The following is a 26,752-nucleotide window of genomic DNA, read 5'->3' on the forward strand; positions in this document are numbered from 1 at the left end:
TTACACCTTCTTTACGAATTCGGTCTTGAGGCTCATGGCGCCGAAGCCGTCGATCTTGCAGTCGATATCGTGGTCGCTGTCGACCAGGCGGATGTTTTTGACCTTGGTGCCCATCTTGACGACGCCGCCGCTGCCCTTCAGTTTCAGGTCCTTGATCACGCTGACGGTGTCGCCGTCCTGCAGCACGTTGCCGGCCGAATCGCGGTAGATGCGCGCGCCCTCGTCGGCGGCCGCCGCGGCCACCATCGGCCATTCATGGGCGCACTCCGGGCACACATAGTTGCTGCCGTCCTCGTAGGTGAATTCGGAATTGCAGGTCGGGCAGGGTGGCAGGGCGCTCATGGTCGTGGCTTTCAAAAGGCGGTAAAACGCACGCAGTATACTTGCTGCCCCGGGCCAGCTATGCAATTTCGTTTAGCAAGATGGTTCGCTAGTCAAAATTGCATAGCCTCTCAGCGCGCCTTGAAAATGTTCAGCGCCGCATACTGGAGCAGCATGATGGTCTTGCCGTCGACGATCTCGCCGCTGGCGATCATCGCGTAGGCCTGATCGAAGGGCAATTCGAGCACCTCGATGTGCTCGCCCTCGGCCTCGATGCCGCCGCCGTTTCCCACCTTGCTGCCGGGCTCGTATTGCGCGACGAAAAAATACAGGCGCTCGGTGACCGAGCCGGGGCTCATATACGACTCGAACACCTTCGTCACGTGCTCGACGCGGTAGCCGGTTTCCTCGGCGACCTCCTCGCGGATGCGTTCGGCGGGCGAGGCGTTGTCGAGCAGGCCGGCCGCCGCTTCGATCAGCAAGCCGCCCTCGCAACCGTTGACGTAGGCGGGCAGACGGAACTGGCGGACCAACACGACGGTGCGCTGTTGCTCGTTGTACAGCAGGATCGTCGCGCCGTTGCCGCGGTCGTAGGCCTCGCGGTTTTGGCGCTGCCATTTTTGCGTCGCAAGTTGAACACGTATTTTTTCAGCACGTACCAATTGTCGGACAGGGTGATGACGTCGATGATGCGGATGATGTCGTTTTTTATTTGCATGGTGCGTTATCTCTGGCCATTGTTGCGATTCTTTAAGTCCGACAGGCTGCTAGCGACTCCCTAAGCCCGGCAGGCCGCTAGCGGGCGACACCGACGAGCTTGTGCACCAGCTCCGACGAGGTCGACGCGGAGAATTTTCGCATCAGTTTGGCGCGGTGCATTTCGACCGTGCGCGGGCTCAGGCCGGTTTCGCGCGCGATGATCTTGCTGGTTTTGCCTTCGACCAGAAAGGCGGCGATTTCGCGCTCGCGCGGGGTCAGCTCCGCCGTCACGGGGCGTTTTTCGCTCACGTCCTCGAACGTCCAAACGCCGGCGCCGAGCGGCTCTTTGGGGTCGAGCGCGCGCCCGCTCACGTGGCACCAAAACAGCTCGCCGCTGGCGCGCAGCATGATGCGCTCGTCCGAATAGCGCCCGCGCGCATTCATGATCGGGATGATGCGGTCGCCCGTGCGCAGGAATTCGTCCATGGTCGGGTAAAGCACCTGGAACGATTTGCCGGTCAACTCGCTGCGCGCATAGCCGAAAATCGAGGCCAGCGCCTCGTTGCTGGCCTGGATGACGCGGTTGACCGAAATGCACATGCCGACCGGTGCGTGCTGGAAAATCATCTCGTAGTCGATGGCGCAGGCCGGGTCTGTCTGATGCACATTAAACTCTTCGCGTTGGGGTGGCTGGGCGTATTTCTACGGTATTGTGCTTTGGGCCTTCGTATTCTATGCTTAACGCCCACTCTGGCATACAGCGCAAGCGTGTAGCTCAATACTATAAAAGGGACGGTATGAACAAAGTTTATCCTGATGCGGCGTCGGCCTTGGCCGGCATCGTCAAAGACGGCCAGACCATCGCGGTCGGCGGCTTCGGCCTGTGCGGCATTCCCGAGGCGCTCATCCTGGCGCTGCGCGACAGCGGCGTGACCAATCTGACGGCCATCTCCAACAACGCCGGGGTCGACGATTTCGGACTCGGCCAGCTGCTCACGACCCACCAGATCAAAAAAATGATTTCGTCGTACGTCGGCGAAAACAAGGAGTTCGCGCGCCAATACCTGGCCGGCGAACTCGAACTTGAATTCACGCCGCAGGGCACGCTGGCCGAAAAGCTGCGCGCCGGCGGCGCCGGCATTCCGGCGTTTTTCACCAGGACCGGGGTCGGCACCATCGTCGCCGAGGGCAAGGAGCTGCGCGAATTCGACGGCGAGCAGTACGTGATGGAACGTAGCCTGACGGCCGACGTCTCGCTGGTCAAGGCCTATATGGCCGACCGCGCCGGCAACCTGGTGTACCGCAAGACGGCCCGCAATTTCAATCCGAACGTGGCGATGGCCGGCAAAATCACCATCGTCGAAGTCGAAAAACTGGTCGAAGTGGGCGAGATCGATCCGGATGCCGTGCACACCCCGAGCATTTTCGTGCACCGCATCGTCGTCAATCCAACGCCGGAAAAGCGCATCGAACAGCGCACCGTGCGTTCCAACTAAGCACCGGAGAAATAACATGGCATGGAATCGTGATGAAATGGCCGCGCGCGCGGCGAAAGAACTGCAAGACGGGTACTACGTCAACCTCGGCATCGGCCTGCCGACGCTGGTGGCCAACTACGTCCCCACCGAAATCGAAGTGTTTTTGCAGTCCGAGAACGGCCTGCTCGGCATCGGCCCGTTCCCGACCGACGACGCCGTCGACGCCGACCTGATCAACGCGGGCAAGCAGACCGTCACGGCGCTGCCGGGCGCGGCCTACTTCAGCTCGGCCGATTCGTTCGGCATGATCCGCGGCGGCAAGATCAACCTCGCGATCCTCGGCGCGATGCAGGTGTCCGAGCGCGGCGACCTCGCCAACTGGATGATCCCTGGCAAAATGGTCAAGGGCATGGGCGGCGCGATGGACCTCGTGGCCGGCGTCAAGCGCGTGGTCGTGGTCATGGAGCATGTCGCCACGGCCAAAGACGGCAGCACCTCGCACAAGATCCTCAAAAAGTGCGATCTGCCGCTGACCGGCGTGGGCGTGGTCGACCGCATCATCACCGACCTGGGGGTGATCGACATCACCCCGACCGGCCTGCAACTGGTCGAGCTCGCGCCCGGCGTGACGAAGGAAGAGGTCATCAAGGCCACCGGCGCCGAATTGGACGTGTCCGCCGTCTGAGCGACAGCGACGGCCGGAAGGGGCGCGGGGAGTGATCCCTGCGCTTTTTTTATGCCCGAACGAAATCGACATGCGCTTGGCGCCCGCCGGTTTGCGCGCGACGGATGGTCGCAGCGATGTTTGACAAAGCGCGAAGGCGTGTTGAAATGTACATAAAGGTTTCCGCGCACCAATGTAAATATTGCCGAGCGGACTAATTGGTACACTGACATCGCACCGCCCTTCCGCCGATGCGAAAAGGCCTGATTTGACTACCGGAGATTAAATTGCGAATTCCATTCTACAAACTTGGCGCCCTGTGCGCCGTCATGCTCGCCGCCGGTTGCCAAACCGCGCCGGGTTCATCCGACCAAGCTGCCTATGAAGCGCCATCGCCCAAGAATCCGGGCTTTGTGACGGAGATGGCGAAATTCAACGCCCAGTTCCCGAACGCCAAGGCGACCAAATACGAAGAAGAAACGCTGCGCCACAATAACGCGAACAAATACGACGAGAAGGGCAATTGCCACGGCAAGTCGATCTACCCGGTCACCATCATCTTGCTGCTCGACGCCACCGGCCGCGTCATCAGCAGCACCACCGATGTCGAAAACGCCAAGGCGGCATGCTTCCGCAAAGCGTATGCATCGGCCCAATTTCCGAAGCCTCCGGTCGCGCCTTACCGCAAGCCGCTGATGCTGAAATAAACAATTTGCGGCCCGCCGGGGCCGCAGCAAGATGTTCATCCTTGCAGCAGGGACCACTAAGGGACCACTAAGGGAAGGCGCTTTGATCGGCATCGAGAACCTCACCAATCCGGGGCGGTTAATGGAGGCGGTTAGGGCGTTTGCGGCCAGACCTGGCCGGCACCGAGATCATTGCGTTGGGTGTTCCAATGTGAAAAAAACAGAAAATTTTTCGTGAAAAAGAGCGTGTGGAATCACTCCCCGCGCTCTTTTTTTGGACTTACTTCTGGGTCCAGACGTACTGCACCTTGGCAGACATTTCTTCGGCCACGCCGTTACGGGTGCCGGCCTTGAAGGTGCACTTCATGATGCCGTCCCGCGCCGCGTTGTCGAGATTGCTATGACCGCTCGACTGGAGAACCTCGGCGCTGACTACCTTGCCCTCGGCCGATATCAGAAACTCGAGGGCGACTTTACCGACGTGCCCGGCCTTGAGCGCCTCGGGAGGATAGACAGGCTTGTCGCAGCTGGCGAAATTTATCAGCGGCTTGACGACACCGGCAGTGGCGTGCTCCGCCGAAGGCGCGGCGACGCTGGTGACGGCCGTGACGGCGGCGGCAAAGCCGAGCACGAGCACGGGAATCGCGGCTTTCCAGTTGCTCGCTTGGGTGTCGGGACGGGTCAATCGTTTGATGCGGGACATAAGGTTTCCTCCGTTGGCCGCTTGGGCCAGATGGTGGGTTGAGAACTGGAAACGCTCCAGTTCGGAAAGAGCAAGAGCCAGACGCCGCGGTTCGCCTAGTTCTCTTGCAGCGATTGCATCTGCAATGTGTTCACGTTCAAGTCGGATTTGTCCAGAGATCCACCAGACGGCCGGGTGGAAGAACAGCAAGATCTCGACCACGTTCTGCCCCAGGTTGACCAGGTAGTCGAGCCGCTTGATATGCGCCATCTCGTGGGCGAGCAGGGCTTCGAGCAGATCGGGCGGCATGCTCGAGAACAGCGAGGCCGGCACCAGCACCACAGGGCGCCACCAACCGGCGGTGACCGGGCTGTCGAGATTGTCGACGATGCGCAGGCGCACAGTGCGGGTGACGCCGAATTGTTGTGCCAGGCCCGACAGGTGCGCCTGCCAATGCGGATCGCTGCGCTGTTGGCGCGAGGCATGGCTCACCCACAGCAGCCCCAGCGCCATGCGCGCGGCCAGCGCCAAAGCGCAGCAGGCCCAGAAGCCGACGATCCACACGAGCTTGTTTTGCAGGTAGTTTTGCACGCCGCGCGCGCCGCCGTCGCCGGCGACCAGCATCGCGTCGGCGAATTGGGCGTCGATCAGCCCGAGGTTGCCGCCGCTCAAGCGGGCGTACAGCCCGAGCGCGGGCCAGGCGAAGCACATCAGCAAACCTGCGCACGCCACGGTGTAGCGGTGTTCGGGATTGGCGCGGCGCATGCAGGCAAGCGCGATGGCGGTGGCGCAGCCGAGCAGCAAGCCTTCCCACAGGAAGTGCAGCAGGGTCCAACCGATGCTGCTGACGATGGTGGCGAGTGGGAGTGTCATGCTTTGTCGTCCTTGAGCAGGGATTCGATTTCTTCGCGCTCTTTTTTTGAAATTCCACTGCGCAGGGCCGCCATCACCAGCGCCTTGGCCGAGCCAGAAAACGCCTTTTCGATGAGGTCCTTGAGCAGGTTGGTCTGCAGCGAATCCTGGGCCTGGGCCGGCGTGTACACATGGGAGCGCTCGCTCTCGTCGCGCAGCAAAATGCCCTTGGTGTGCATGATCTGCATCAGGCGCAGCACGCTCGCATAGGCGATGTCGGGCCGCTCCTGTTGCATCGCCTGGTGCACCTGCTTGGCGCTGGCTGCGCCGAGCGGCCACAGGGTTTGCAATAAATCGAGTTCGGCGGCGGTCGGTTTCGGGATCGTTGTGCTCGTGTTGCTCTTGGACATGCTGCTTCCTCGTGGTTCAGTCCAAGTAGAATACTTTGTCTAGACACGATTGTCTACATAATTATTGAGCAGATCACGAAAACAAAAAACGGCGCCGGGATTGCTCCGGGCGCCGTGCGAAAACCGTGTGGATGCGTCAGGCGGCGAGCGGCTGTACGGGCTGGGCGGGCTGGGTCGGCTGGGCCGGGTGCAGCGCGGGATGCACGTCCGGCGAAGGCGACTTGAGCTCGCTCTGGAGGCGCTCATGGTCGAGTTCTTTCTCCCAATGCGAGACGACGATCGTGGCCACGCCGTTGCCGACGAAGTTGGTCAGGGCGCGGCATTCGCTCATGAAGCGGTCGATGCCGAGGATCAGCGCCATGCCCGCCACGGGGATCGTCGGCACCACCGCCAGCGTCGCCGCCAGGGTGATGAAGCCGGCGCCGGTGATGCCGGAGGCGCCCTTCGAGGTCAGCATCGCCACGCCGAGGATGGTCAGTTGCTGTCCCAGCGACAGGTCGGTGTTGGTGGCCTGGGCCACGAACAGGGCCGCCATGGTCATGTAGATATTGGTGCCGTCCAGATTGAACGAATAGCCGGTTGGAACGACGAGCCCGACGACGGGCTTGGAGCAACCGAGTTTTTCGAGCTTGCGCATCAGGGCGGGCAGGGCGCTTTCCGACGAGCTGGTGCCGAGCACGATCAGCAGTTCCTCCTTGATGTAGGCGATGAAGCGGAAGATCGAAAAGCCGGTCAGGCGGGCGATCAGCCCCAGCACCACGAACACGAACAGGGCGCAGGTCAGGTAGAACGAGCCCATCAGTTTGGCCAGCGGCAACAGCGAGCCCAGGCCGAACTTGCCGATGGTGAAGGCCATCGCGCCGAAGGCGCCGATCGGGGCGACCTTCATGACGATGCCGACCACGCCGAAGATGACGTGCGACATGTCGTCGATGAGCCTGGTGACCGGGCGGCCGCGTTCGCCGAGCATCGACAGCGCGAAGCCGAACAGGATCGCAAACAGCAGCACCTGCAGGATGTCGCCCTTGGCGAAGGCGTCGACGACCGTGTTGGGGATGATGTTCATGACGAACTCGACCGTGCTCTGGGTCTTGGCCTTGTCGGTGTAGGCGGCGATGCTCGAGGCGTCGAGCTTGGTCGGGTCGGCGTTGAAGCCGTCGCCCGGACGCACCACATTGGCCACGACCAGGCCGATCACCAGCGCGACGGTGGAGACGACCTCGAAGTACAGCAGGGCCTTGCCGCCGACGCGGCCGATCTTTTTCATGTCCTGCATGCCGGCGATGCCGGCGACCACGGTGCAGAAGATGACGGGCGCGATGATCATCTTGATGAGCTTGATGAAACCGTCGCCGAGCGGCTTCATGTCGACTCCGAGCGCGGGGTAGAAGATGCCGAGCGCGATGCCGCACACGATGGCGAACAGGACCTGGACGTACAGGATTTTGTAGAACGGGGTTTTCATGGTGGGCTCTCGCGTCGGGATGGTTGATGAACCCATCATCATCGAAACGCGCGAACACATCTATTGTGGAAATCCACAGGGGACTGCCGGTGAAAGGGAGGTGAAGGGTGAAGCGCTGTAGAAACTGCGATGATCGTCACGCAAAAAATACCCACACATCGTCCTCGCGGAGGCGGGGACCCATAGGACTGTAGCGTATAGCAAGCGTTCTATGGGGCCCCGCCTCCGCGAGGACGATGTTGGTCTATGGCATTTTGGGGCTTAGGGCCCGGTTTTTAAGGCGCCGCTTATTGCGCGGTCCAGCCCCCATCCATGTTCCACGCCACGCCGCGCACCTGCGCCCCGGCCGGGCTGCAAAAGAACACCGCCAGCGCGCCCAATTCCTCGGGCGTGACGAACTCGCCCGAGGGCTGCTTTTCGGCCAGCAAGGCTTTCTTGGCGGCGTCGTTGCCCAGGCCCTCCTTCGCGGCGCGGTCGTCGACCTGCTTTTGCACCAGCGGGGTGAGCACCCAGCCCGGGCAGATCGCGTTGCACGTGACGCCCGTTTGCGCCGTCTCGAGCGCGGTGACCTTGGTCAAACCGACCAGACCATGCTTGGCGGCGACATAGGCCGACTTTTGCGCCGAACCGACCAGCCCGTGCACCGAGGCCAGGTTGATGATGCGGCCCCAGTTCTTTTGCTTCATGCCGGGTAGCGCGAGGCGCGTCGTGTGGAAGGCCGAGCTCAGGTTGATGGCGATGACCGCATCCCATCTTTCGGCCGGAAAATCCTCGATATTGGCCACATGCTGGATCCCGGCATTGTTGACGAGCACGTCGACGCCGCCGAATTTGTCCTGCGCGAACGCGAACATGGCCGCGATCTCGGCCGGCTTGGACATGTCGGCGTTGTGGTGGGCGGTCTCGACGCCGAACTCGACGCCGACGTCCTGGTACAGCTTTTCGATCGCGATCGCGTCGCCGAAGCCGTTGAACAAGATATTGGCGCCTTGCTCGGCCAGCGAGCGGGCGATCCCCAGGCCGATGCCCGAGGTCGAGCCGGTCACAAGGGCGGTCTTGCCACTTAACATGCTGGTTTTCATTGAATCCTCTGGGAAAATGGTTGGCTGGAACATGCTTTGGCAGCGCGGTGCGCTACACTTCGGTAGAATTCTAAACGCAATGCCCGGTAAAATGTCGGCGCGTGGCGCGATATCGAACACACATCACTAAATTAGGGCCGCCCCGGGCGGTCCAACAAGGAACTGGCATGATTGAAGCAAGAATCAAATCGGTCCAGTGCATCTCCACCGCGGGCCTGCATCAGATGGCCTACAAGGAATGGGGCGATGAAAGCAACCCGCGGGTGTTGATCTGCGTGCACGGCGTCACGCGCTCCGGCGACGACTTCGACAACCTGGCGCGCGCGCTGTCCGACCACTACCGCGTGGTCTGCCCGGACGTGGTCGGGCGCGGCCGCTCGGGCCGCCTGGGCGACCCCGCCTTGTACGGCATTCCACAGTATGTCAACGACATGGTGACCCTGATCGCGCGCGTGACGGCCAATGGCGGGGCCAGCACGGTCGACTGGTTCGGCACCTCGATGGGCGGACTGATCGGTATGCTGCTCGCGTCCAAGCCGGGCAGCCCGGTCGCGCGGCTGGTCATCAACGACATCGGCCCCACGCTCGATTCGGTCGCGCTGCACCGCATCGGCGACTACATCGGGCAGGACCTGCGCTTTCCGAGCTTCGAGGCCGGCGCCAGTTTCGTGCGCGCGGTGTCGGCCTCGTTCGGCGAGCACACCGAGGACGAATGGCACAAGCTCGCCAGCGACGTGCTCGCAAAGGACGGCGACGGCAAGTGGGTGCGCCGCTACGACATGGCGCTGGCCCAGCCGTTCCGCGAGGCCACGCTCGAATCGACCCAGGCCGACGAGGCCGCGCTGTGGGCCGCCTACGACGCCATCGGCTGCCCGACGCTGCTCGTGCGCGGCGCCGACTCCGACCTGCTCTCGCGCGAGACGGCGCAGGCGATGCTGGCGCGCGGCCCCCGGCCGGCCTTCGTCGAGCTGGCCGGCGTCGGCCACGCGCCGACCTTTTTGCATGCGGACCAGATCGCGATCGCCCGCCAATTCCTGATCGGCTGACCGGCCGACCGAAACAACCCTTTAATTTTAGAGAAGCACACCATGGAAATCACCCGACTGCACGTAGCAAAACGCCTGTCCGAAGTGGCGATCCACAACCAGACCGTCTACCTCGCAGGCCAGATCGCCGAGGACACCGGCGCCGACATCGTCGGCCAGATGCGCGAAGTGCTCGGCCACGTCGACCGCCTGCTGGCCGAGGCTGGCAGCGACAAGACCTGCATCCTGACGTGCCAGATCTTCATCGGCGACATGGCCAATTTCGCCGGCATGAACGAAGTCTGGGACGAGTGGGCGGCGGCCGGGCACACCCCGCCGCGCGCCACCGTCGAAGCCAAACTGGCCAATCCGGCCTGCCTCGTCGAGGTCGTCGTCACCGCGGCCCTGCGCTAGGCGCCCGTGGTTTCCATAGCGGCGCTGGGGGGCACGGCGGCGGAGCTGGTCCAGGGGCTCGGCCCCGAGGACAGCGCGCGCGTCCAGGCCGCGCTCGACTACGCCAGCGACGCCTACCAGGGCGCGACCTGCAGCTCGGGCCAGGGCGCGTTCGAGTTCGCCGTCGGCGTGGCCGGCACGCTCGCGTTTTTGCGCAGCGATTGCGAGACCCGCATCGCCGGGCTGCTGTTCGAACTGGCCGTGGTCGACCCGGCGGCCGCCGCCGGTTTCGAGACGCGCTTCGGCAAGGAGGCGACCGACCTCGTGACCGGCGTGCGCCAGCTGATCCGGCTGCGCGACATGACGGTCGGCCAGCAAGCCGTCGGGCGCGGCAAGAACGCGGCCCAGCAGGCAGTGGCCCAGGTCGAGACGCTGCGCAAGATGCTGCTGGCGATGGCCTCCGACATGCGCGTGGTGCTGGTGCGGCTCGCCTCGTGCGTGACCACGCTGCGCTATTTCGCCGAGCTCAAGCTGTTCAACGACATGACCCGCGCCTACGGGCGCGAGACGCTCGACCTGTACGCGCCGCTGGCCAACCGGCTCGGGATCTGGCAGCTCAAGTGGGAGCTCGAGGACCTCTCGTTCCGCTTCATCGAGCCCGACACCTACAAGCGCATCGCCAAGATGCTCGAGGAAAAACGCATGATGCGCGAGGGCTTCGTGCAGTCCTCGATCACGCGCCTGCAAAATGAGTTGGACGCCGCCGGCATCAAGGCCGAGGTGTTCGGCCGGCCCAAGCACATCTACAGCATCTGGAACAAGATGCGCGGCAAGGATCTCGATTTCAGCGAGCTCTACGACGTGCGCGCCTTCCGCGTGATCGTCCCCGACGACAAGACCTGCTACACCGTGCTCGGCGTGGTCCACAACATCTGGACCCCGATCCCGAAGGAGTTCGACGACTACATCTCGCGCCCCAAGCCGAACGGCTACCAGTCGCTGCACACGGTCGTCATGGCCGACGACGCGCGCCCGCTCGAGGTCCAGATCCGCACCCAGGCGATGCACAACTTCGCCGAGTACGGCATCGCCGCGCACTGGCGCTACAAGGAGGAGGGCGGCTCCGACTTCAAGGGACAGAAGTACGACGAGAAGATCGCCTGGCTGCGCCAGCTGCTGGCCTGGAAGAGCGACGTCGCCGGCGCCGTCGTCGGGCAGGAGGATATCCAGCGCGAGTGGGTGGAGAAACTCAAGTCGACCACCCTCGACGACCGCATCTTCGTGCTCACGCCGCAGGCGCGGGTGCTCGAGCTGCCGGTCGGCGCGACCCCGATCGACTTCGCCTACCACCTGCACAGCGAGGTGGGCCACCGTTGCCGCGGCGCGCGCGTGGACGGCGTCATGGTCCCGCTCAACACGGCGCTCAAAAACGGCCAGACCTGCGAGATCATCACCGCCAAGGGCGCGCCCGGCACCGCCGGCCCCTCGCGTGACTGGCTCGGCGCCGAATACACGGTCAGCAACCGCACCCGCACCAAGGTGCGCGCCTGGTTCCACGCGATCGACCTGCAAGAGACGCTCGCGCACGGGCGCGCGCTGGTCGAAAAAACGCTCCAGCGCGAGGGCAAGACCGCCGTCAACCTCGAGGCGCTGGCCCACAAGCTCGGCTTTTCCAAGCTCGACGACCTGTTCGTCTCGGTCGGCAAGGAGGAGTTCAGCCTGCGCCACGTCGAGCAGGCCCTGCACGACGACGTCGAGGCCGCGCCGGTCGAGGACGCGGTGGTCCTCAACAAGAGCCGCGCCACCAGCGTCGAGCAGGGCGCCAAGTCGGGGGTGCTGGTGGTCGGCACCGAGGGCCTGATGACGGCGCTGGCCAGGTGCTGCAAGCCGGCGCCGCCGGACGGCATCGTCGGCTTCGTCACGCGCGGCAAGGGCGTCTCGATCCACCGCGCCAACTGCAAGAACTTCGCCGAGATGCGCGCCAAGGCGCCCGAGCGGGTGCTCCACACCGACTGGGGCCGGGCCGGCCAGGACACCGTCTATCCGGTCGACGTGTTCATCCTCGCGGGCGACCGCCAGGGCCTGCTGCGCGACATCTCCGAGGTTTTCTCGCGCGAGAAGATCAACGTCATCGGGGTCAACACGCAAAGCGCCAAGGGCCAGGCGCGCATGACCTTCACCGCCGAGATCAGCGCCACCGCGCAGCTCAACAAGGCGCTCGCGGCGATCACCGAGGTGGTCGGCGTGCAGCAAGCGCGCCGCCAATAGAGAGCAGGCCCGCCCCCGATGCGCCGCAAATCCTACCTGCACACCACACCGAGCCGCTGGGGCCCGCTGCTGGTGGCGACCGCCTCGAGCTGGTGGTACATGCTGCATCTGGGCGCGATCTCGCTGGTGATGGCGTTTTCGCCGACCACCTACAACAAGGAGAACCGGCGCGCCACCTCGCGCCACCTGTACATCGGCCTGTGGCAGGTGCTGCCCTGGTTCACCATGCTGTCGGCGCTGGTGAGCCTGGTGCTGATCCGGATCGTGGTCGTCAGCGCGCTCAGTTATGGTCTGTCGCGCTACGCGCTCGAGATGGTGGTGCGGGTGCTGGTGCTCGAACTCATTCCGCTGTCGGCGGCGATGTTCGTGGCGCTGCGCGCCGGGCTCGCGTTCAACCCGCGCGACGCGCTCGCCGTGGCGGTGGCCACGGCCGACTCGAAGGAGGCGGCGGCCAGGGCCCAGAACCGGCTGCGCCGCGAGCTGGTGCCGCAGGTGATCTCGAGCGCGTTCTCGGTGCTGGCGCTGGCCATGGTCAGCAGCATCATGGTGCTGGTGCTCGCCTACCTGGTCGTGTATGGCTTCTCGCCGTGGGGGCTGGGCGACTACACGCGCACCGTCGGGCGCGTGTTCGACCCGCTCGTGACGATCGGCTTCGGGCTCAAGACCGTCATGTTCGGGCTGGCCGTGGCGGTCATTCCAAGCGCGGCCATGCTGGAGATCCAGCGCCGCGGGCGGGCGCCGTCGACCAGCGTGCAGCCGGGGGCGATGCGGCTGCTGTTCGTGCTGTTTTCGATCGAGGCGGCGTCGCTCGCCGTCAAATACATTTAAGGGGATACGCGCATGCAGGAACCACAAGACAGCCCCGAAGACGGGGCCGCCGAGCCGGTCGCCCACGTCGAGGTCAAGGCGGTGGCGCTGCTGGTGCTGATGCTGGCGCTGATCTGCACCTTTTTGCTGTACGTGATGTACGCGCGCGGCGTGTTCGAAAACACCCAGCGGCTGGTGCTGGTGTCGGAGGATTCGGAGGGCGTCATCCCGGGCATGGACATGACGTTCTCGGGCTTTCCGATCGGGCGCGTGCGCCGGGTCGAGCTCGCGCCCGACGGCAAGGCGCGCATCCTGATCGACGTCGCCAGCACCGACGCCAAATGGCTGCGCACCTCGAGCGTGTTCACGCTCGAGCGCGGCATGGTCGGCGACACCCGCATCCGCGCCTTCACCGGGCTGCTCGAGGACCCGCCGCTGCCCGACGGCGCCACCCGCGACGTGCTTCGCGGCGACGTCGCCGGCGAGATCCCGCGGCTCGTCGCCACCGCCCGCACCGTGCTCGAGAACCTCGAGAGCATGACGCGCAGCGAATCGAGCCTGAACGCGAGTTTCGCCAACATCGAGGGCGCGACCGGGCGCCTGAGTGGACGCTACGGCCTGCTCGGAGGGGTGCTCGGCTCCGACGCCGAGGCCCAAAAACTGATCACCACGCTCGAACGGGTCGACACCCTGCTGGTAAAGACCGACAAGCGCGTGTTCGGCTCCAACGGCCTGATGAACGACGCGCAAACGACCGTGCGCCAGCTCAATGTGGTGCTCAGGGAGGCCTCGGACAGCCTTAAAAAAGTCGACGCGGTGCTGGTCGAGGCGCAGGGCGCCGCCGTCAACGTGCGCGGCGCGAGCAAGGACCTGGGCGCGCTGCGCGCCGAGGTCGACGCCAGCCTGCGCAAGGTGACACGCATGATCGAGGAGATCAACCGGAAATGGCCATTTGCGCGCGAAACGGAGTTGAAACTGCCATGAAAAACACCACACCGATGGGCCACGCCGTGTTGCCGGCGCTGGCGCTGGCATTGGCATTGGGCGGCTGCGCCGGCAAGCCGGCGGCGCCGGACTGGAAGGCCAACGCGGCCGGCGCGCTCGACGCCTTCAGCGACGCCTACCTCAAGGGCGAGGGCGCCATCGCCGCGACCGAGTTCGCGCGCGCGCGCGCCGAAATGGCCAGCACCGGCAAGCCCGAACTGGTCGCGCACGCCGAGCTGGTGCGCTGCGCGACGCGGGTGGCGAGCCTGGAGCTGGGCAGCTGTCCGGGGTTCGCCGCGCTCGAGCAGGACGCCACGCCGGCCGAACGGGCCTACGCGGCCTATCTGGACGGGCGCTGGCAGGGGCTCGACGCGGCGCTGCTGCCGGCGCAGCACCGCGCGGTGCTCGCCGCCGGCGGCGACGCCAAGGGCGTGCTGGCGGCGATCAAGGACCCGCTGGCGCGGCTGGTCGCGGCCGGGGTGATGTTCAAGAAGCTGCGCATCGTGCCGGTCGATATCGCCAACGCGACCGAGACGGCGTCGGACCAGGGCTGGCGCCGGCCGCTGCTGATGTGGCTCAGCGTCGCGCTCAAGCGCGCGCAAGCCGGCGGCGATGTGGCGGAGGCGGCGCGCATCGAGCGCCGCATCGCGCTGGCGGCGGGCACGCCGCCGTGACATGGCAAATTCACCCCGCGTTTCCCCAGTCCTGAGGTTTGAACTCCACGCGTGCAGTTCAAACTATATATAGGGAGGCTCAGCATGGGTCCCTGCTTTCGAGGTTGTCGCAAAACTCGGAACGAGCCGTCGATGCGCGAAATATGCGATTGAAGCAGACCTTAGAACCGTCATCCCGCCTCCACGTCATCCCGCCTCCACGTCATCCCCGCGCAAGCGGGGACCCATACTGAGCAAGCCGCCACGCGCCATCGCCAAATGCTGACGGCGTTGTTCGCGCGCCAAAGCTTCGAACTGCGCGAATCGGCGAACTCAGAAAGGGTCCCCGCTTGCGCGGGGAAGACGTTGGTTAAGGTGGTGGTTAATAGCAGCCCCTTTCGCGACAGCCTCAATCGCGGAACAAGTGCGCGAACGTGCGGCTGACTGGCAAAATCTCGTCGCTGCCCTTGACGATCACCTGCAAACGCTCGGCGTCGACCCGCTCGACCGCCGCCACCGCCTTGACATTGACCACGGTGCCCCGGTGGATCTGCCAGAAGCGCTCGCCGTCGAGCCCGCCCAGCAGGTCCTTGAGCGCGATCTTGACCAGCGCCTCGGAGTCGGCCAGCACCACCCGCGTGTACTTGGTGTCGGACTGGAAGAACAGCACGTCCTCGACATCGATGAGCCGGATCTGGCGCCCCACGGTGGCCTTGATCCACTTCATCTTCTCGGGCTCGGCCTCGGGCATCTTGGCCCTGAGCAGGCGCAGGATGTCGCCCATCTCGGCCGGCGGCGCCTGCACCTTGTCGCGGATGCGCGCGATCGTCTTGGCCAGCCGGTCGCTTTGCACCGGTTTCAACAAATAGTCGATGGCGCCGGCGTCGAAGGCCTCGAGCGCGTACTGGTCGTAGGCCGTCACGAACACCACGTGCGCCGCCTTGCCGATGCGCTGGGCCACCTCGATCCCCGACAGCCCCGGCATGCGGATGTCGAGGAACACCACGTCCGGCTCGTGCTCGAGAAAGCCGTCCCAGGCGTCGTTGCCGTTCTCGGCCACCAAGACCACGTCGGCCCCCGGCCACTCGACCCTGAGCATCTCGAGCAGGCGCTCGCGCATCAGCGGTTCGTCCTCGGCGATCATGACCCGTGTGTTCATTTAAACTCCTTGCTTGGCTGTGGCATGACGATCTCGGCAATCATGCCGCCGTCCTCGCCATCTTGCAAGCTCAGGCCCGCGGCGTCGCCGAAGGCCAGTTGCAGCCGGTGGCGCACGTTCTCGAGGCCGATGCCGCCGCCCGGCGTGAGGCTCATGCCGACCCCGGTGTCGGCCACCCGGATCCGGATCGTGCCGCCGGCCCCGTGCGCCCGCACCGTCACCTCGCCGCCGCGCAGCGACGGCTCGATGCCGTGCTTGATGGCGTTTTCGACCAGCGTGAGCACGATCATGCTCGGCAGGTTGACCCCGGCCAGCGCCGCCGGCAGCTCCAGCGTGTAGCGCAGCCGCTCGCCGAGGCGCGCCTGCATCACCTTCAGGTACGATTCGAGCAGCCCGAACTCGGTCCCGAGGCCGACCTCGTCGCAGCGCATCTCGCCCAGGCTGGCGCGCAGGAAGGCGATCAGGTTGGCCGTCAGTTCGGCCGCGCGCGGGGCGCCTTGCTCGGCCAACTGCTGCACCGCGCCAAGCGTGTTGAACAAAAAGTGCGGCTCGATTTGCGCCCGCAGCAGGCGCAGCTTCGACTCGCTGAGCTGGCGCGACATCTGCTCGCGCTCGGCCTCGCGCTGCAGTTCGGCCGTCAGCGCCTCGTGTTGGCGGTTGCGCAGCATGCCGACGATGACGAACGGCGCCGCCATGACCAGGCCGGCGCCGGTGGCGGCGAGCAGGGTCATGCCGAGTTTCTCGAACGTGAACGGCTTGCCCGAGTCGGCCAGCGCCATCGCCATCCCGACGATCCCGCCGAACATGGCCATGCCGCCGAAAAAGGCGAAAATCCACAGCTCGCGCCCGGCGTATTTGCGGTAGTTGAACCAGGCCCCGATGGTGGCGAAAACGAGGCTGAAGCCGAACAGGTTCGCCGCCCCGATCCCGAGCAGCCAACTCACCTTGGCCGGAAAGGCCAGATGCAGCGCGGCGCCGACGACCGTGAACGCGAGCGCCCACTTGGCCACGGCCAGGTAGAGCCTGCGCCCGCGGTAGGTGACCGAGAACTCGCGCAGCTGCTTGCGCTCGATCGGCGAGAGCTTGGCCAGCACCTGGCCCGCATACCTGCGGTAGCCCGCGGGAAGGGTGTCGGCCAGCGCCGGATTGTCGAGGATGGCGACCTGCTCCTCCTCCCAGTCGTCATACCATTTTACTAATTTGCCCCACATGTCGCGCTCCCTGTTGTCCGCTTGATTTGGCCGCCTGATTGAGACCACTGGACGCAGTCTAAGGCAAGCGGCCAACCGCCCCCAGCGGCCGGTGACGAAATACGACAAGCCGGTCACCAAGCACGAAAAAGCAGGGCACGATTGACTTTTGGGGGGCACCCTCGCTAAAGTAGGACGCTGCCGGTGGTAAGGGCATGCCGAGGCACGACCGATAAACCAAGTTCCCAGCAGGTCCGATGACCCCAGATCCGGTCAATATACTGATTGTCGACGACGAGCCCACCAACCTGATGCTGCTCGACGCCCTGCTTGGCGACTTCAACGAAAACCTGGTTTCCGCCGGTTCCGGCGAGGAGGCCCTCAAGCATGTGCTCAAGAGCGAATTCGCGGTGATACTGCTCGACCTGCACATGCCGACCATGAGCGGGCTCGAGGTGGCGCAGCTGATCCGCCAGCGCGAGCGCTCCAAAGACACGCCCATCATTTTCGTGACCGCCTCCGGGCTCGACGAATTCCCGATCGACGAGGCGTACGCGCTGGGCGCGGTCGACTACCTCGAAAAACCCCTCAACGCGACCATCCTGCGCGCCAAGGTGGCGTTCTTCGTCGACCTGTACCGCAAGACCGAACTGCTGGCCGCGGCCGAACGCGAGCGCCACGCGGCCGCCCTCAGCGCCAAGGATGCGCGCATCCGCCTGATCCTCGACAACGCGCGCAGCCACGCCTTCATCGTCACCGACCTCGAGGGCCTGGTCACCGAGTGGGAGGGCGGGGCCGCGTCGGTCACCGGCTGGAGCGCCCGCGAGATGGCCGGCAGGCCGCTGGCGCGCATCTTCACCTCCGAGGACCGCGCCCTCGGCCTCCCAGGCGCCGAGTTCGAAACCGCCCGCGCCAGCGGCCAGGCCCAGGACCGGCGCTGGTACCTGCGCAAGGACGGCACCCGGTTTTTCGCCGACGGCGTGATGGTGCCGCTGCGCGACGCCGACGGCACGCTGCACGGATTCGCCAAAATCTTCCGCGACGCCACCGCCGAGCGCACGGCGGCCGAGCGGTTGCTGGCGCACGAGGCCGAGCTCAAGGCGAGCCACAACCTGTTCTCGCTGCTGCTCGAGTCCTCGGTCGACGGCATCTACGGCATCGCCGCCGACACCAGGTGCACCTTCATCAACGCGGCCGGCGCGGCCATGCTCGGCTACCTGCCCGACGAATTGATCGGGCGGCCCCTGCACGAGCGCATCCACCACCACCACGCCGACGGTACGCGCTATCCGGTCGGCGATTGCCGCCAGGTCCGCGCCGCGCGCGAGGGCGTGGCGGTGCGCATCGACGAGGACGTGTTCTGGCACCGCGACGGCAGCGCCGTGCCCGTCTCGTGCGCGGTCTCGCCGATCGTGGTCGACGCCGTCCCGGCCGGCGCGGTGGTCACCTTCACCAACATCTCCGAGCGCAAGCGGCAGGAGGCCGAGCGCGAACTGCTGCTGCGCCAGGTGCAGGCGGCCAACGAGCGCATGGCCAATGTGTTCGACCAGGCGCCCGCGTTCATGTGCGTGCTGACGGGCCCGGAGCACGTGTTCGAGATGGTCAACGAACAATACCTGCAACTGGTCGGCCGGCGCGACGTGATCGGCAAGACCGTCCGCGGCGCCATACCCGACATCGACGGCCAGGGCTTCTACGAGCTGCTCGACCAGGTGTATTGCTCGGGCGTGCCGTTCATCGGGGTCGACATGCTGGTCAGTCTGCAGCGCAACGCCGGCCGCGCGCCCGAGGGCCGCTATGTCGACCTGGTCTACAACCCGCTGCGCGACGCCGACGGCGCCGTCGTGGGCATCCTCGTGCACGGTGTCGACCAGACCGAGCGCAAGCTGTCCGAGATGGCGTTGAGCAACAGCGAAGAGCGCTACCGGACCCTGATCGAATCGATGGACCAGGGTTTCTGCATCATCGAGATGATCTACGACGCCGACGGCGAACCCTACGACTACCGCTACCTCGAGATGAACAACATGTTCGAGCGGCACACCGGGCTCGTCGACGTGGTCGGCAGGACCATCCGCGAGATGGTGCCCGACATCGACCGCATCTGGTACGAGACCTACGGACGGGTGGCGCGCACGGGCGAGCCGGTGCGCCTCGAGAGCGAATCGAAGGCGATGCACCGCTGGTTCGACGTCTATGCCAGCCGCATCGGCGGCGATGGCAGCAGGCTGGTCGCCATCCTGTTCAGCGACATCACCAGCCGCAAGCAGGCCGAGGAGGACCTGCGCCGGCTCGCCAGCGAACTGTCCGAGGCCGACCGCCGCAAGACCGAGTTCCTGGCCACGCTCGCGCACGAGCTGCGCAACCCGCTGGCGCCGATCCGCAGCGGCTTGAGCGTGCTGCGCATCGTGCGCGAGCGCCCCGACCAATTCGAAAAGACGCGCGCGATGATGGAGCGCCAGGTGGCGCAGATGGTGCACCTGATCGACGACCTGCTCGACATCGCGCGCATCAGCGGCGGCAAGGTCGACCTGCGCAAGGAGCGCGTGCCCCTCAAATTGGTCATGGACAACGCGATCGAAACGAGCCTGCCGCTGATCGAGGCGGGCGGGCACGCGCTGCGCGTCGACATGCCCGACGCCGGCCTGACGCTCGAGGCCGACCCGACCCGCATCTCGCAGGTGCTGGCCAATCTGCTCAACAACGCGGCCAAGTACACGCCGCAGGGCGGGCGCATCACCATCGCGGCGCGCCGCGACGGCCGCGAGGTGCTGCTGTCGGTGACCGACAACGGGGTCGGCATCCCCGAGGAATCGTTCCCGGCGCTGTTCGCCATGTTCAGCCAGGTGGGGCGCAACCGCAACCGCGCGCAGGGGGGGCTCGGGATCGGCCTGTCGCTGGTGGGCCGGCTCGTCGAAATGCATGGCGGCAGCGTCGCCGCCAGCAGCCCCGGCGCCGGGCAAGGGTCCACCTTCAGCGTGCGCCTGCCGCTCGCGCCGGCGCTGTCGGCGCCCGCCGTGGCCGACGCCCCGAGCGGCGTCGCGCACCCGGGCGCCAGGCCGCTGCGGGTGCTGGTGGTCGACGACAACGTCGACGCGGCCGAGACGCTGGTGATGATGCTCGGCCTCTCGGGCCACACCACGCTCGGCTGCAACGACGGGCGCGACGCGCTCGCCAGGGCGGCCGACTTCATGCCCGAGGTCGCGTTCGTCGACATCGGCATGCCGCACATGAACGGCTACGAGGTGGCGGCGGCGCTGCGCCAGATCGACGGCCTCGGACAAATCATGCTCGTCGCGCTGACCGGCTGGGGCGCCGAGAACGACCGCGCCCGCTCGAAGGCGGCCGGGTTCGACCACCACCTGACCAAGCCGGCCGAATTTTCCACCGTCGAGGCCCTGCTGGCCGGCCTGGGACGCTCCGCCGCATAGACGTGCGCCGTATAGACGTGCGCCGTATAGACGTCCGCCGTATAGACGGGCGCCTCATAAACGTCGTCGTTGTGCGCGGCGGCATCCCCGCGCCGGCCGTCACGCCTGCGTGGCGCGCAGCCTGCGCGGCAGCATATTGTGGAGGTGGGTGCTGGCCACGGCGGCCTGGCCGGCTGCCACGCTGATCTGGTTCAGGCCCCTGACCACGTCACCCACCGCGTACAGGCCCGGCACCGTGGTGCACTGGTACTGGTCGACCACGAGTTCGGCGCAGTCGGCCATTTGCGCCCCCAGCGCGCCGGCCAGTTCGGAACGCGCATTCTCGCCCAGCATAGGGTAGAACACATCGAACTCGTGGTCCCGGCCGTCTTCGGTGTGCAGCACCGGGCGCATCGCGGCGCTCATGCTCACGCCCTTGAGGGGCGACTCGATGTAGCGCACGCCGGCCAGATCCAACGCGCGCAGTTCGGCCGCGCCGAGGCGGGCGTCGGCGCCGCGCTCGAACAAGGTGACGTCGGCCGTGAAGGTGCGCATGAACAGCGCGTGCGCGACCGGCGTGGCCTGCCCGGTGGCCAGCGCCACCCTGCGGTCGATCACGTCGAAGCCGTCGCACACGGGGCACATGCGCACGGCGCCGCGGGCGACCGCCTCGCGCCATTGCGCGATCGGCAGTCCGGCGTCGGCGATGCCGGTGGCCAGCAGCACCGTCTGCGCCCAGACCTGGCCGCCCTCGTAGTCGGCCACGAAATACTCGCCCTCGCGCCGCAGGCCGGTGATCTCGCCTTCGATCACGCGGGCGTCGTACTGGGCGAGCTGTTCGAGCAGGCGCGCGCGCAGCGCCCGGCCCGGGATGCCGTCGGCGAAGCCGGGGTAGTTGCGGGTCACGGGGATCAGCTCGAGCCGGCTGTGGCCCTTGTCGACCACGACCACGCTGCGCAGGAAGCGGCGCAGGTAGATGGCGGCGCTCAGGCCGCCCGGGCCGGCGCCGATGACGAGCGTGTCGAACACCGTCGGGGGCAGGGAGGACAGCGCGGTCGCGTCGGGTGTGGTCGGTTCGGTCATGGCGCAATTATCGGCAAGTGCGCTGCCCGCGCGTGTCGGCGCACCGCCCGCGCGTTTGTCGGACCGGAGCGCCCAATGTGCAAATATGCAAGATGGATAGATAGAAAAAATGACTGTTTGACAAACCGTTCCCGCCCCGTTGATACTTCGGAACGGAAATTTCCTGCGAGGAACGCGGTCAATGATTGAATTGAGCAATATACGCAAGACCTACCGCCAGGGCGGCAACGAGATCCGCGCCCTCGACGGCATCGATCTGGCCATCGCGCCCGGCGAATTCGTCGCCATCATGGGGCCGTCGGGCTCGGGCAAGTCGACCCTGCTCAACGTGCTCGGCGCGCTCGACCGGCCCGACAGCGGCCGCTACCGCCTCGCCAGCGACGAGGTCAGCGCGCTCGACGACGACGCCGCCTCGGACGTGCGCAACCGCCGCATCGGCTTCGTGTTCCAGTCGTTCCACCTGCTGCCGCGCCTGACCGTGCTCGAGAACGTGCTCCTGCCGCAGCGCTATGCCAAGGTCGCGGACCCGCAGGCGCCATCGCGCGCGCGCGCTCTGCTCGAGCGCATCGGCCTGGGTAAACGCATGGACCACCTGCCGGGCGAACTGTCGGGCGGCCAGTTGCAGCGCGCCGCGATCGCGCGCGCCCTGCTCAACGCGCCGGCGCTGCTGCTGGCCGACGAACCGACCGGCAACCTCGACTCCAAGAGCGCGGGCGACGTGCTCGAACTGCTGCGCGAACTGCACGCGGCCGGCCAGACGCTGGTGCTGGTGACCCACGATCCGGCCATCGCCGCCAGCGCCCAGCGCACCATCCACCTGCGCGACGGGCGCATCGCCGCGGAGCGGGCATGAGCCGGGCCGCGCTGTTCGTGCTCGCCGCGCTCGGCGCCGCCGGGCTCATGGCGGCGGTCGCCGCGCCCCCCGCGCGCCCGGCCTTGGCGGCCGGAGAGGTCAAGCCGGCGCGTCCTGTCCTGCTCACCGGCGAGGTCGAGGCGCTCGGCGCCCAAACGGTGTTTGTGCCGCCGTCCAATTCGCGGCCCGTGGTGCTGCGCTACATGGTGGCCGAGGGCGCCAGCGTCAAGGCCGGAGACGTGGTGCTGCGCATCGAGACGGGCGACGCCGCCAACATCGACCGCCTCAAGACCGAGATCGCGCAGACGCGCGCCAAGGCCGAGCGCGAGGGAGCCACCCTCGAGGTGGCCGCAGTGATGGCCGAAAAGGCGGTCGGCCAGGCGCGCGCGGCGCTGGCCAAGGCGCGCATCGACGCGGCGCTGCCCAAGGCCCAGATCGCGGCGCTCGACTACGACCGCTACCAGGGCGAACTCGAACACAGCACGCGCGACCTCGTGGTCAAGCAAAAATCGTTCGACGGCGCGCGCGAGGCGGTCGCGCGGCGCCGCGCCGACGGCGAGCTCGAAGCGAAAAAACAGCAGATCAACCTGCTGTTCAAGAGCGCGCAGATGGCCGAGTCCGAGGTGCGCGCGGCGCACGACGGCATCGTGGTGCACGGCTACAACGCGTGGAGCGGCGAGCGTTACGAGGAGGGCACCAGCGCCCATCCGGGCAACAGCGTGGCCCAGGTGCACGGCGCCGGAAAAACGGCCGTCAGCGCCTGGGTGCTCGAGGCCGACCGCGCCTTCCTGGCGCCGGGCCAGAGCATGCGATTGCGCTTCGACGCCTTGCCCTCGGCGTCCCTGGACGCCAGCATCGCCAGCATCACCAGCGCGCCAGAGGCGCGCGCAGTGTGGGGCCTCGGGCGCTATTTCCGCGTCCGCATCACGCTGCCGGACGGTCACGCGCTGCCGCTGGTGCCGGGCATGAGCGTGATGATCGAGCCGCGTGCGGGCGCGCCGGCCGGCGCGCGCCTGTCCGCGGTCAAGGCGGCGCAACTGACGATCGAGGGCGAGATCGCCTCGCGCAGCGCGACCCCGGTCGCGCCCCCGACCATCCCGTACGTGTGGAATTTCACGCTCAACCAGCTGGCGCCCGAAGGCAGCATGGTCGAGGCGGGCCAGCCGCTGGCGGTGTTCGGCTCGAACGACGTGATGACCCGGCTCGAAAGCCAGAAGAGCAGCCTCAACGAAAAACTGCGCGCGCTCGAAAAAATGCGGCTCGACCAGGCCGAGGGCGACCGCGCCGGCGACCTGGCCGTGGCCGAGGCGGCCAGCAACGCCGACAAGGCGGCGCGCAAGGCGAGCCAGCCCAAGGAGCTGATCCGGCGCATCGACTACGACAAGCTGGTCATCGAGCGCACGCTGGGCGCCGAACTGGCCAAGCTGGCCGTGGCCCAGCGCAAGGCCGAGGGGCTCGCGCGGCGCGCCGAACGCAGCGGCCTCGAGGCAGAGATCGCGCAACTCAAAGGCGCGATCGATCAACTCGAAAAGGGGCGCAAGGGACTGGCCGTGCTGGCGCCGCGCAAGGGGCGGGTGCTGCACCGGACCAATTTCAACGGCGAGAAATTCAACATCGGCAGCCAGGTCTGGATGGGATCGTCGATCGCCACGCTGGCCGACCCGGACCAGTTGTTCATCAACGCCAAGGTGCCCGAGGCGCAGACCGCGCGCGTGCGCGTGGGCCAGCGCGCCAAGGTCACGGTCACCGGCTCGAACGAGGTGTTGACGGCGCGCGTGTCGGCCCTGGGCCGCATCTTCCACGGCAAATCGAGCACGCAACCGGTCATCGTGCGCGACGTCGAACTCGAATTCGACAGCGCGCCCAAGGGGCTCAAGCCCGGCGCCGCAGTGCAGGCCACGCTGCTCGCCGGCGAGGCGCAGCCGGCGAAACAGATTGCGGCTGCGGCCAACAAGGACAAACAACCATGAAGCCAGTTTTGACACCGACAACGAGGGCGGCAACGAGGGCGGCGACGAGGGCGGCGATGCGGGCGGCAATGCGGGCGGCAACGAGGGCGGCAGTGAGGGCGGCGGCGGCGGCGACGACGGCGCTGCTGCTGTCGGCCTGCGGCGCCGAGCCGGCGCCGCGGCTCGAGGCGAGCGAGACGCTGGGCGCGCGCGCCTGGAGCGAGACGCTGGTGGTCGACGGCCATATCAAGGCCTCGGCCAACACCCCGCTGACGGTGCCCGGCAGTGGCTGGGAAAGCCGGATTTTGGTCGACATGGTCGCCGATGGCAGCGCCGTGCGCAAAGGCCAGGTGGTGGCCCGTTTCGACGCCCCGCAATCGCGCATGGAGCTAAGCCAGGCCGAAACCGAATTGCTGCGCAAGGCGCTCGGCGAGGAGGGCATCGCCATGGCCGCCGGCGTCAACCAGGTGGTGCTGGCCGCCGACAGCGCCAAGGTCGATGCGGACCTGGCCTTGAGCGAGCGCTACGCCAAGGTCGACCTGTCCGTGTTCGCCCGCAACAAGGTGCTCGACGCGCTGGCCGACATCGGCTACCTCTCGACCAAGCGCGGCTACCTTGGCTGGAAGAGCGGCCAGGTGGCCGCGCGCAGCGGCGCCGACAGCGCCGTGCTGCGCTCGCAGCGCGACAGCGTGATGCTCATGGCCGACCAGAAGCGCAAGAACCTGGCCGCGCTCGAACTGGTGGCGCCGCACGACGGCGTGTTCCTGCAGGCGGCCGACTGGGACGGCACCAAGGCTGAAATCGGCGCGAGCCAGCGCGTCGGCCAGGAATTCGGCTCGCTGCCCGACCTTGACATGCTGGTGGCGCACTTCAGCGTGGCCGAGGGGCGCGCGTTCGGGCTCAAGGTCGGCTTGCCGGTGCGCGTGCGCCTGTTGGGCGTCGGCACCGAGATGTCGCTCAAGGTGACCCGGGTCGGCAGCACCGCCAGCGTCAAGTCGGGCGAGTCGCCCGTCAAGTACAGCGATTTCGAGGCCGCCATCGACAAGGCGACCGCGCTCAAGCTCGGCCTCAAGCCGGGCCAGGCCATGCGCGCGACGGTGCAGCTGGTCGACCAGGCGGGGGCGCTGACGGTGCCCAACATGGCGCTGGTGCAGGACGGTTCCGGCTTCGCCGTCTACACCGAGGAGCAGGGCAAGGCGGTCAGGCACAAGGTGGTGCTGGGCCTGCGCGGCCCGGTGCGCAGCGAGGTCAAGAGCGGCGTTGCCGCCGGCGCGCGCGTGTTGCTGCTGCCCGAGACAGAGGAGAAGAAATCGTGAACCGCGCCCTGATACTGGAAGCCGTCACCGAACTGAAACGGCGCAAGCTGCGCACCGGCCTCACGCTGCTGGGCATGATCTTTGGCGTGGCCGCGATCGTGGCGATGCTGGCGGTGGGCGAGGGCAGCCGGCGCGAGGCGCTGCGGCTGGTGTCCGAACTGGGCCTCGACAACGTCATCGTCGAGAGCAAGGCGATGGACCCGGAGCGGCTCAAGGAGGTGCGCGTGCGCTCGCTCGGCCTGTCGGGCGCCGACGGCGACGCCGCCTTGTCGGTGGTGCCGGGCGCGGTTTCGGTCGCGCTCAAGAAGGAGATCAAGGTCGACTTGCTGGTCAGCGGCGAGAACGTGGTCGAGGGCCGCGCCTTCGCCGTCTCGCCCGGGTACGCCGAGCACGGCGCGCTGCGCACCACGGCCGGACGCTGGTTCACCCCCGAGGACGGCGCCACGCTCGCGCCCGTGTGCGTGGTCGGCGCGCGCCTGGCCAAGAGCCTGTTCGGCGAGCTTGATGCGGTCGGCCAGCGCGTCAAGCTCAACCATGTCTGGCTCGAGGTGGTCGGGGTGCTGGCCAGCCGCTCGCCGGGCAAGGCCGACTTCGAGGGCGTCAAGCTAGGCCTCGACGACGAGCGTCTGTTCGTGCCCTGGGAAAGCGGGCGCGCGCGCTTCGGTTTCAAGGTCATCGAGGACGAGGTCGACAGCCTGAGCGTGCGCCTCGACGGCAAGGCCTCGCCCGACAACGCCGCGCGCGTGCTGCAGCGGCTGATCAGCGAGCGCCACGCCGGCGCCGACGACACCAACCTGATCGTGCCGATGGGCCTGTACCGCCAGAACCAGCAGACCCAGCGCATCTTCACCATCGTCATGAGTTCGATCGCGGCCGTGTCGCTGCTGGTGGGCGGCATCGGCATCATGAACATCATGCTCGCCAACGTGCTCGAGCGGCGGCGCGAGGTGGGCCTCAAACGCGCGCTCGGCGCGCGCCGGCGCGACGTCGTCGAGCAGTTCCTGGCCGAGGCGCTGGTGATCGCCGTCAGCGGCGCGCTGCTCGGGGTGGTGCTCGGCGCGGTCGCCGCCTACAGCATCGCCGCGCTGGCCGGTTGGTCGGTCGCCTGGTCGCCCCTGAGCTTGGCCGTGGCGGTGCTCTCGTGCGTGGGCGTGGGGCTGGCGTTCGGGGTGTTCCCGGCGCGCCAGGCGGCCGCGCTCGACCCGATCGCCGCGCTGCGCAGCGATGGCTAGGAGCCTGTCGGACTTAGGATCGTCGGCTGCAAAAAGTGCTGGACGGTCCATATTTCGCCGCTTTCTCGGCCAATAGCTCGCTATTGGCACT

The 26,752-nt window shown here is 66.7% G+C and carries 23 protein-coding genes and 2 pseudogenes; 14 read left to right on the forward strand and 11 right to left on the reverse strand.

Going from position 1 to position 26,752, the window contains the following annotated elements:
- From C7C56_RS24330 to C7C56_RS24340, 3 genes and pseudogenes are all read right to left on the reverse strand, one after another.
- Entirely contained in the window at positions 1–342 is a 342-nt protein-coding gene (locus tag C7C56_RS24330) for a zinc ribbon domain-containing protein YjdM (RefSeq protein ID WP_106759934.1), read from the reverse strand.
- A gap of 110 nt (positions 343–452) precedes the next feature.
- Positions 453–1,039: pseudogene (locus tag C7C56_RS24335) on the reverse strand (NUDIX domain-containing protein).
- A gap of 77 nt (positions 1,040–1,116) precedes the next feature.
- A complete protein-coding gene (locus C7C56_RS24340; protein WP_106759983.1) occupies positions 1,117–1,647 on the reverse strand; it encodes a LuxR C-terminal-related transcriptional regulator in 531 nt (176 codons plus the stop codon).
- Between the two features lie 170 nt (positions 1,648–1,817).
- Here C7C56_RS24340 and C7C56_RS24345 point away from each other — a divergent pair, with 170 nt between their 5' ends.
- The 3 genes from C7C56_RS24345 to C7C56_RS24355 all read left to right on the forward strand — a co-directional run bounded on the left by C7C56_RS24345 (position 1,818) and on the right by C7C56_RS24355 (position 3,869).
- Positions 1,818–2,516 (forward strand): CoA transferase subunit A, encoded by a 699-nt coding sequence (locus tag C7C56_RS24345; protein WP_106759935.1) that lies wholly within the window; start codon positions 1,818–1,820, stop codon positions 2,514–2,516.
- A 16-nt stretch (positions 2,517–2,532) separates the two neighbouring features.
- Positions 2,533–3,183: a 3-oxoacid CoA-transferase subunit B gene (locus tag C7C56_RS24350; protein WP_106759936.1), complete on the forward strand. Its 651-nt coding sequence runs from the start codon at positions 2,533–2,535 to the stop codon at positions 3,181–3,183.
- A gap of 266 nt (positions 3,184–3,449) precedes the next feature.
- Positions 3,450–3,869 (forward strand): hypothetical protein, encoded by a 420-nt coding sequence (locus C7C56_RS24355; protein WP_106759937.1) that lies wholly within the window; start codon positions 3,450–3,452, stop codon positions 3,867–3,869.
- A gap of 259 nt (positions 3,870–4,128) precedes the next feature.
- Here the strand turns inward: C7C56_RS24355 and C7C56_RS30820 are convergent, their stop codons facing one another.
- The 5 genes and pseudogenes from C7C56_RS30820 to C7C56_RS24375 all read right to left on the reverse strand — a co-directional run bounded on the left by C7C56_RS30820 (position 4,129) and on the right by C7C56_RS24375 (position 8,339).
- Positions 4,129–4,551 (reverse strand): energy transducer TonB, encoded by a 423-nt coding sequence (locus C7C56_RS30820; protein ID WP_370660244.1) that lies wholly within the window; start codon positions 4,549–4,551, stop codon positions 4,129–4,131.
- Between the two features lie 105 nt (positions 4,552–4,656).
- A pseudogene (locus tag C7C56_RS30825) lies at positions 4,657–5,403 on the reverse strand (M56 family metallopeptidase); the annotation flags it as partial.
- Positions 5,400–5,792: a BlaI/MecI/CopY family transcriptional regulator gene (locus C7C56_RS24365; protein WP_106759939.1), complete on the reverse strand. Its 393-nt coding sequence runs from the start codon at positions 5,790–5,792 to the stop codon at positions 5,400–5,402. The gene C7C56_RS24365 and the pseudogene C7C56_RS30825, both read right to left, overlap by 4 nt.
- 136 nt (positions 5,793–5,928) lie before the next feature.
- Complete coding sequence (locus C7C56_RS24370; RefSeq protein ID WP_106759940.1) at positions 5,929–7,257, reverse strand: dicarboxylate/amino acid:cation symporter; 1,329 nt, start codon at positions 7,255–7,257, stop codon at positions 5,929–5,931.
- A gap of 287 nt (positions 7,258–7,544) precedes the next feature.
- Complete coding sequence (locus tag C7C56_RS24375) at positions 7,545–8,339, reverse strand: 3-hydroxybutyrate dehydrogenase (protein WP_106759941.1); 795 nt, start codon at positions 8,337–8,339, stop codon at positions 7,545–7,547.
- A 167-nt stretch (positions 8,340–8,506) separates the two neighbouring features.
- Between C7C56_RS24375 and C7C56_RS24380 the strand changes: the two genes are divergently transcribed.
- From C7C56_RS24380 to C7C56_RS24405, 6 genes are read left to right on the forward strand one after another with little or no spacing between them, the layout of a single operon-like run.
- Positions 8,507–9,385: an alpha/beta fold hydrolase gene (locus C7C56_RS24380; RefSeq protein ID WP_106759942.1), complete on the forward strand. Its 879-nt coding sequence runs from the start codon at positions 8,507–8,509 to the stop codon at positions 9,383–9,385.
- Positions 9,386–9,427: 42 nt separating this feature from the next.
- On the forward strand, positions 9,428–9,778 hold the full coding sequence (locus tag C7C56_RS24385) for a RidA family protein (protein ID WP_106759943.1): 351 nt from the start codon (positions 9,428–9,430) through the stop codon (positions 9,776–9,778).
- Positions 9,779–9,784: 6 nt separating this feature from the next.
- The gene (locus C7C56_RS24390) at positions 9,785–12,025 is read left to right on the forward strand and encodes a RelA/SpoT family protein (RefSeq protein ID WP_106759944.1); all 2,241 of its coding nucleotides are present in this window, start codon (positions 9,785–9,787) and stop codon (positions 12,023–12,025) included.
- Between the two features lie 18 nt (positions 12,026–12,043).
- Positions 12,044–12,853, forward strand: coding sequence for an MlaE family ABC transporter permease (locus C7C56_RS24395; RefSeq protein WP_106759945.1), 810 nt, complete (start codon positions 12,044–12,046; stop codon positions 12,851–12,853).
- Between the two features lie 12 nt (positions 12,854–12,865).
- Positions 12,866–13,816, forward strand: coding sequence for an MlaD family protein (locus tag C7C56_RS24400; protein ID WP_106759946.1), 951 nt, complete (start codon positions 12,866–12,868; stop codon positions 13,814–13,816).
- Positions 13,813–14,490 carry a hypothetical protein gene (locus C7C56_RS24405; protein WP_229458970.1) on the forward strand — a complete coding sequence of 226 codons (678 nt, stop codon included), beginning with the start codon at positions 13,813–13,815 and terminating at the stop codon, positions 14,488–14,490. The genes C7C56_RS24400 and C7C56_RS24405 overlap by 4 nt, the downstream gene beginning before the upstream one ends.
- A 388-nt stretch (positions 14,491–14,878) precedes the next feature.
- Here C7C56_RS24405 and C7C56_RS24410 read toward each other — a convergent pair whose 3' ends face one another.
- Both C7C56_RS24410 and C7C56_RS30555 read right to left on the reverse strand, forming a co-directional pair.
- The gene (locus C7C56_RS24410; protein WP_106759947.1) at positions 14,879–15,628 is read right to left on the reverse strand and encodes a LytR/AlgR family response regulator transcription factor; all 750 of its coding nucleotides are present in this window, start codon (positions 15,626–15,628) and stop codon (positions 14,879–14,881) included.
- Positions 15,625–16,839, reverse strand: a complete 1,215-nt coding sequence (locus C7C56_RS30555; protein ID WP_106759948.1) for a sensor histidine kinase — start codon at positions 16,837–16,839, stop codon at positions 15,625–15,627. The genes C7C56_RS24410 and C7C56_RS30555 overlap by 4 nt, the downstream gene beginning before the upstream one ends.
- Before the next feature lie 236 nt (positions 16,840–17,075).
- Here C7C56_RS30555 and C7C56_RS24420 point away from each other — a divergent pair, with 236 nt between their 5' ends.
- Positions 17,076–20,249 carry a PAS domain S-box protein gene (locus tag C7C56_RS24420; protein ID WP_106759949.1) on the forward strand — a complete coding sequence of 1,058 codons (3,174 nt, stop codon included), beginning with the start codon at positions 17,076–17,078 and terminating at the stop codon, positions 20,247–20,249.
- 99 nt (positions 20,250–20,348) lie between these two features.
- Here C7C56_RS24420 and C7C56_RS24425 read toward each other — a convergent pair whose 3' ends face one another.
- Positions 20,349–21,311, reverse strand: a complete 963-nt coding sequence (locus tag C7C56_RS24425) for an NAD(P)/FAD-dependent oxidoreductase (protein ID WP_106759950.1) — start codon at positions 21,309–21,311, stop codon at positions 20,349–20,351.
- 181 nt (positions 21,312–21,492) lie between these two features.
- Between C7C56_RS24425 and C7C56_RS24430 the strand changes: the two genes are divergently transcribed.
- The 4 genes from C7C56_RS24430 to C7C56_RS24445 all read left to right on the forward strand — a co-directional run bounded on the left by C7C56_RS24430 (position 21,493) and on the right by C7C56_RS24445 (position 26,661).
- Complete coding sequence (locus C7C56_RS24430; protein WP_106759951.1) at positions 21,493–22,164, forward strand: ABC transporter ATP-binding protein; 672 nt, start codon at positions 21,493–21,495, stop codon at positions 22,162–22,164.
- The gene (locus tag C7C56_RS24435; protein WP_106759952.1) at positions 22,161–24,134 is read left to right on the forward strand and encodes an HlyD family efflux transporter periplasmic adaptor subunit; all 1,974 of its coding nucleotides are present in this window, start codon (positions 22,161–22,163) and stop codon (positions 24,132–24,134) included. The genes C7C56_RS24430 and C7C56_RS24435 overlap by 4 nt, the downstream gene beginning before the upstream one ends.
- Positions 24,135–24,226: 92 nt before the next feature.
- A complete protein-coding gene (locus tag C7C56_RS24440) occupies positions 24,227–25,429 on the forward strand; it encodes an efflux RND transporter periplasmic adaptor subunit (protein ID WP_181373337.1) in 1,203 nt (400 codons plus the stop codon).
- Positions 25,426–26,661, forward strand: a complete 1,236-nt coding sequence (locus C7C56_RS24445; RefSeq protein ID WP_106759953.1) for an ABC transporter permease — start codon at positions 25,426–25,428, stop codon at positions 26,659–26,661. The genes C7C56_RS24440 and C7C56_RS24445 overlap by 4 nt, the downstream gene beginning before the upstream one ends.
- Positions 26,662–26,752 lie beyond the last annotated feature (91 nt).

The organism is Massilia glaciei, from assembly GCF_003011895.2.
Taxonomy (GTDB): Bacteria; Pseudomonadota; Gammaproteobacteria; order Burkholderiales; family Burkholderiaceae_D; genus Telluria_A; species Telluria_A glaciei.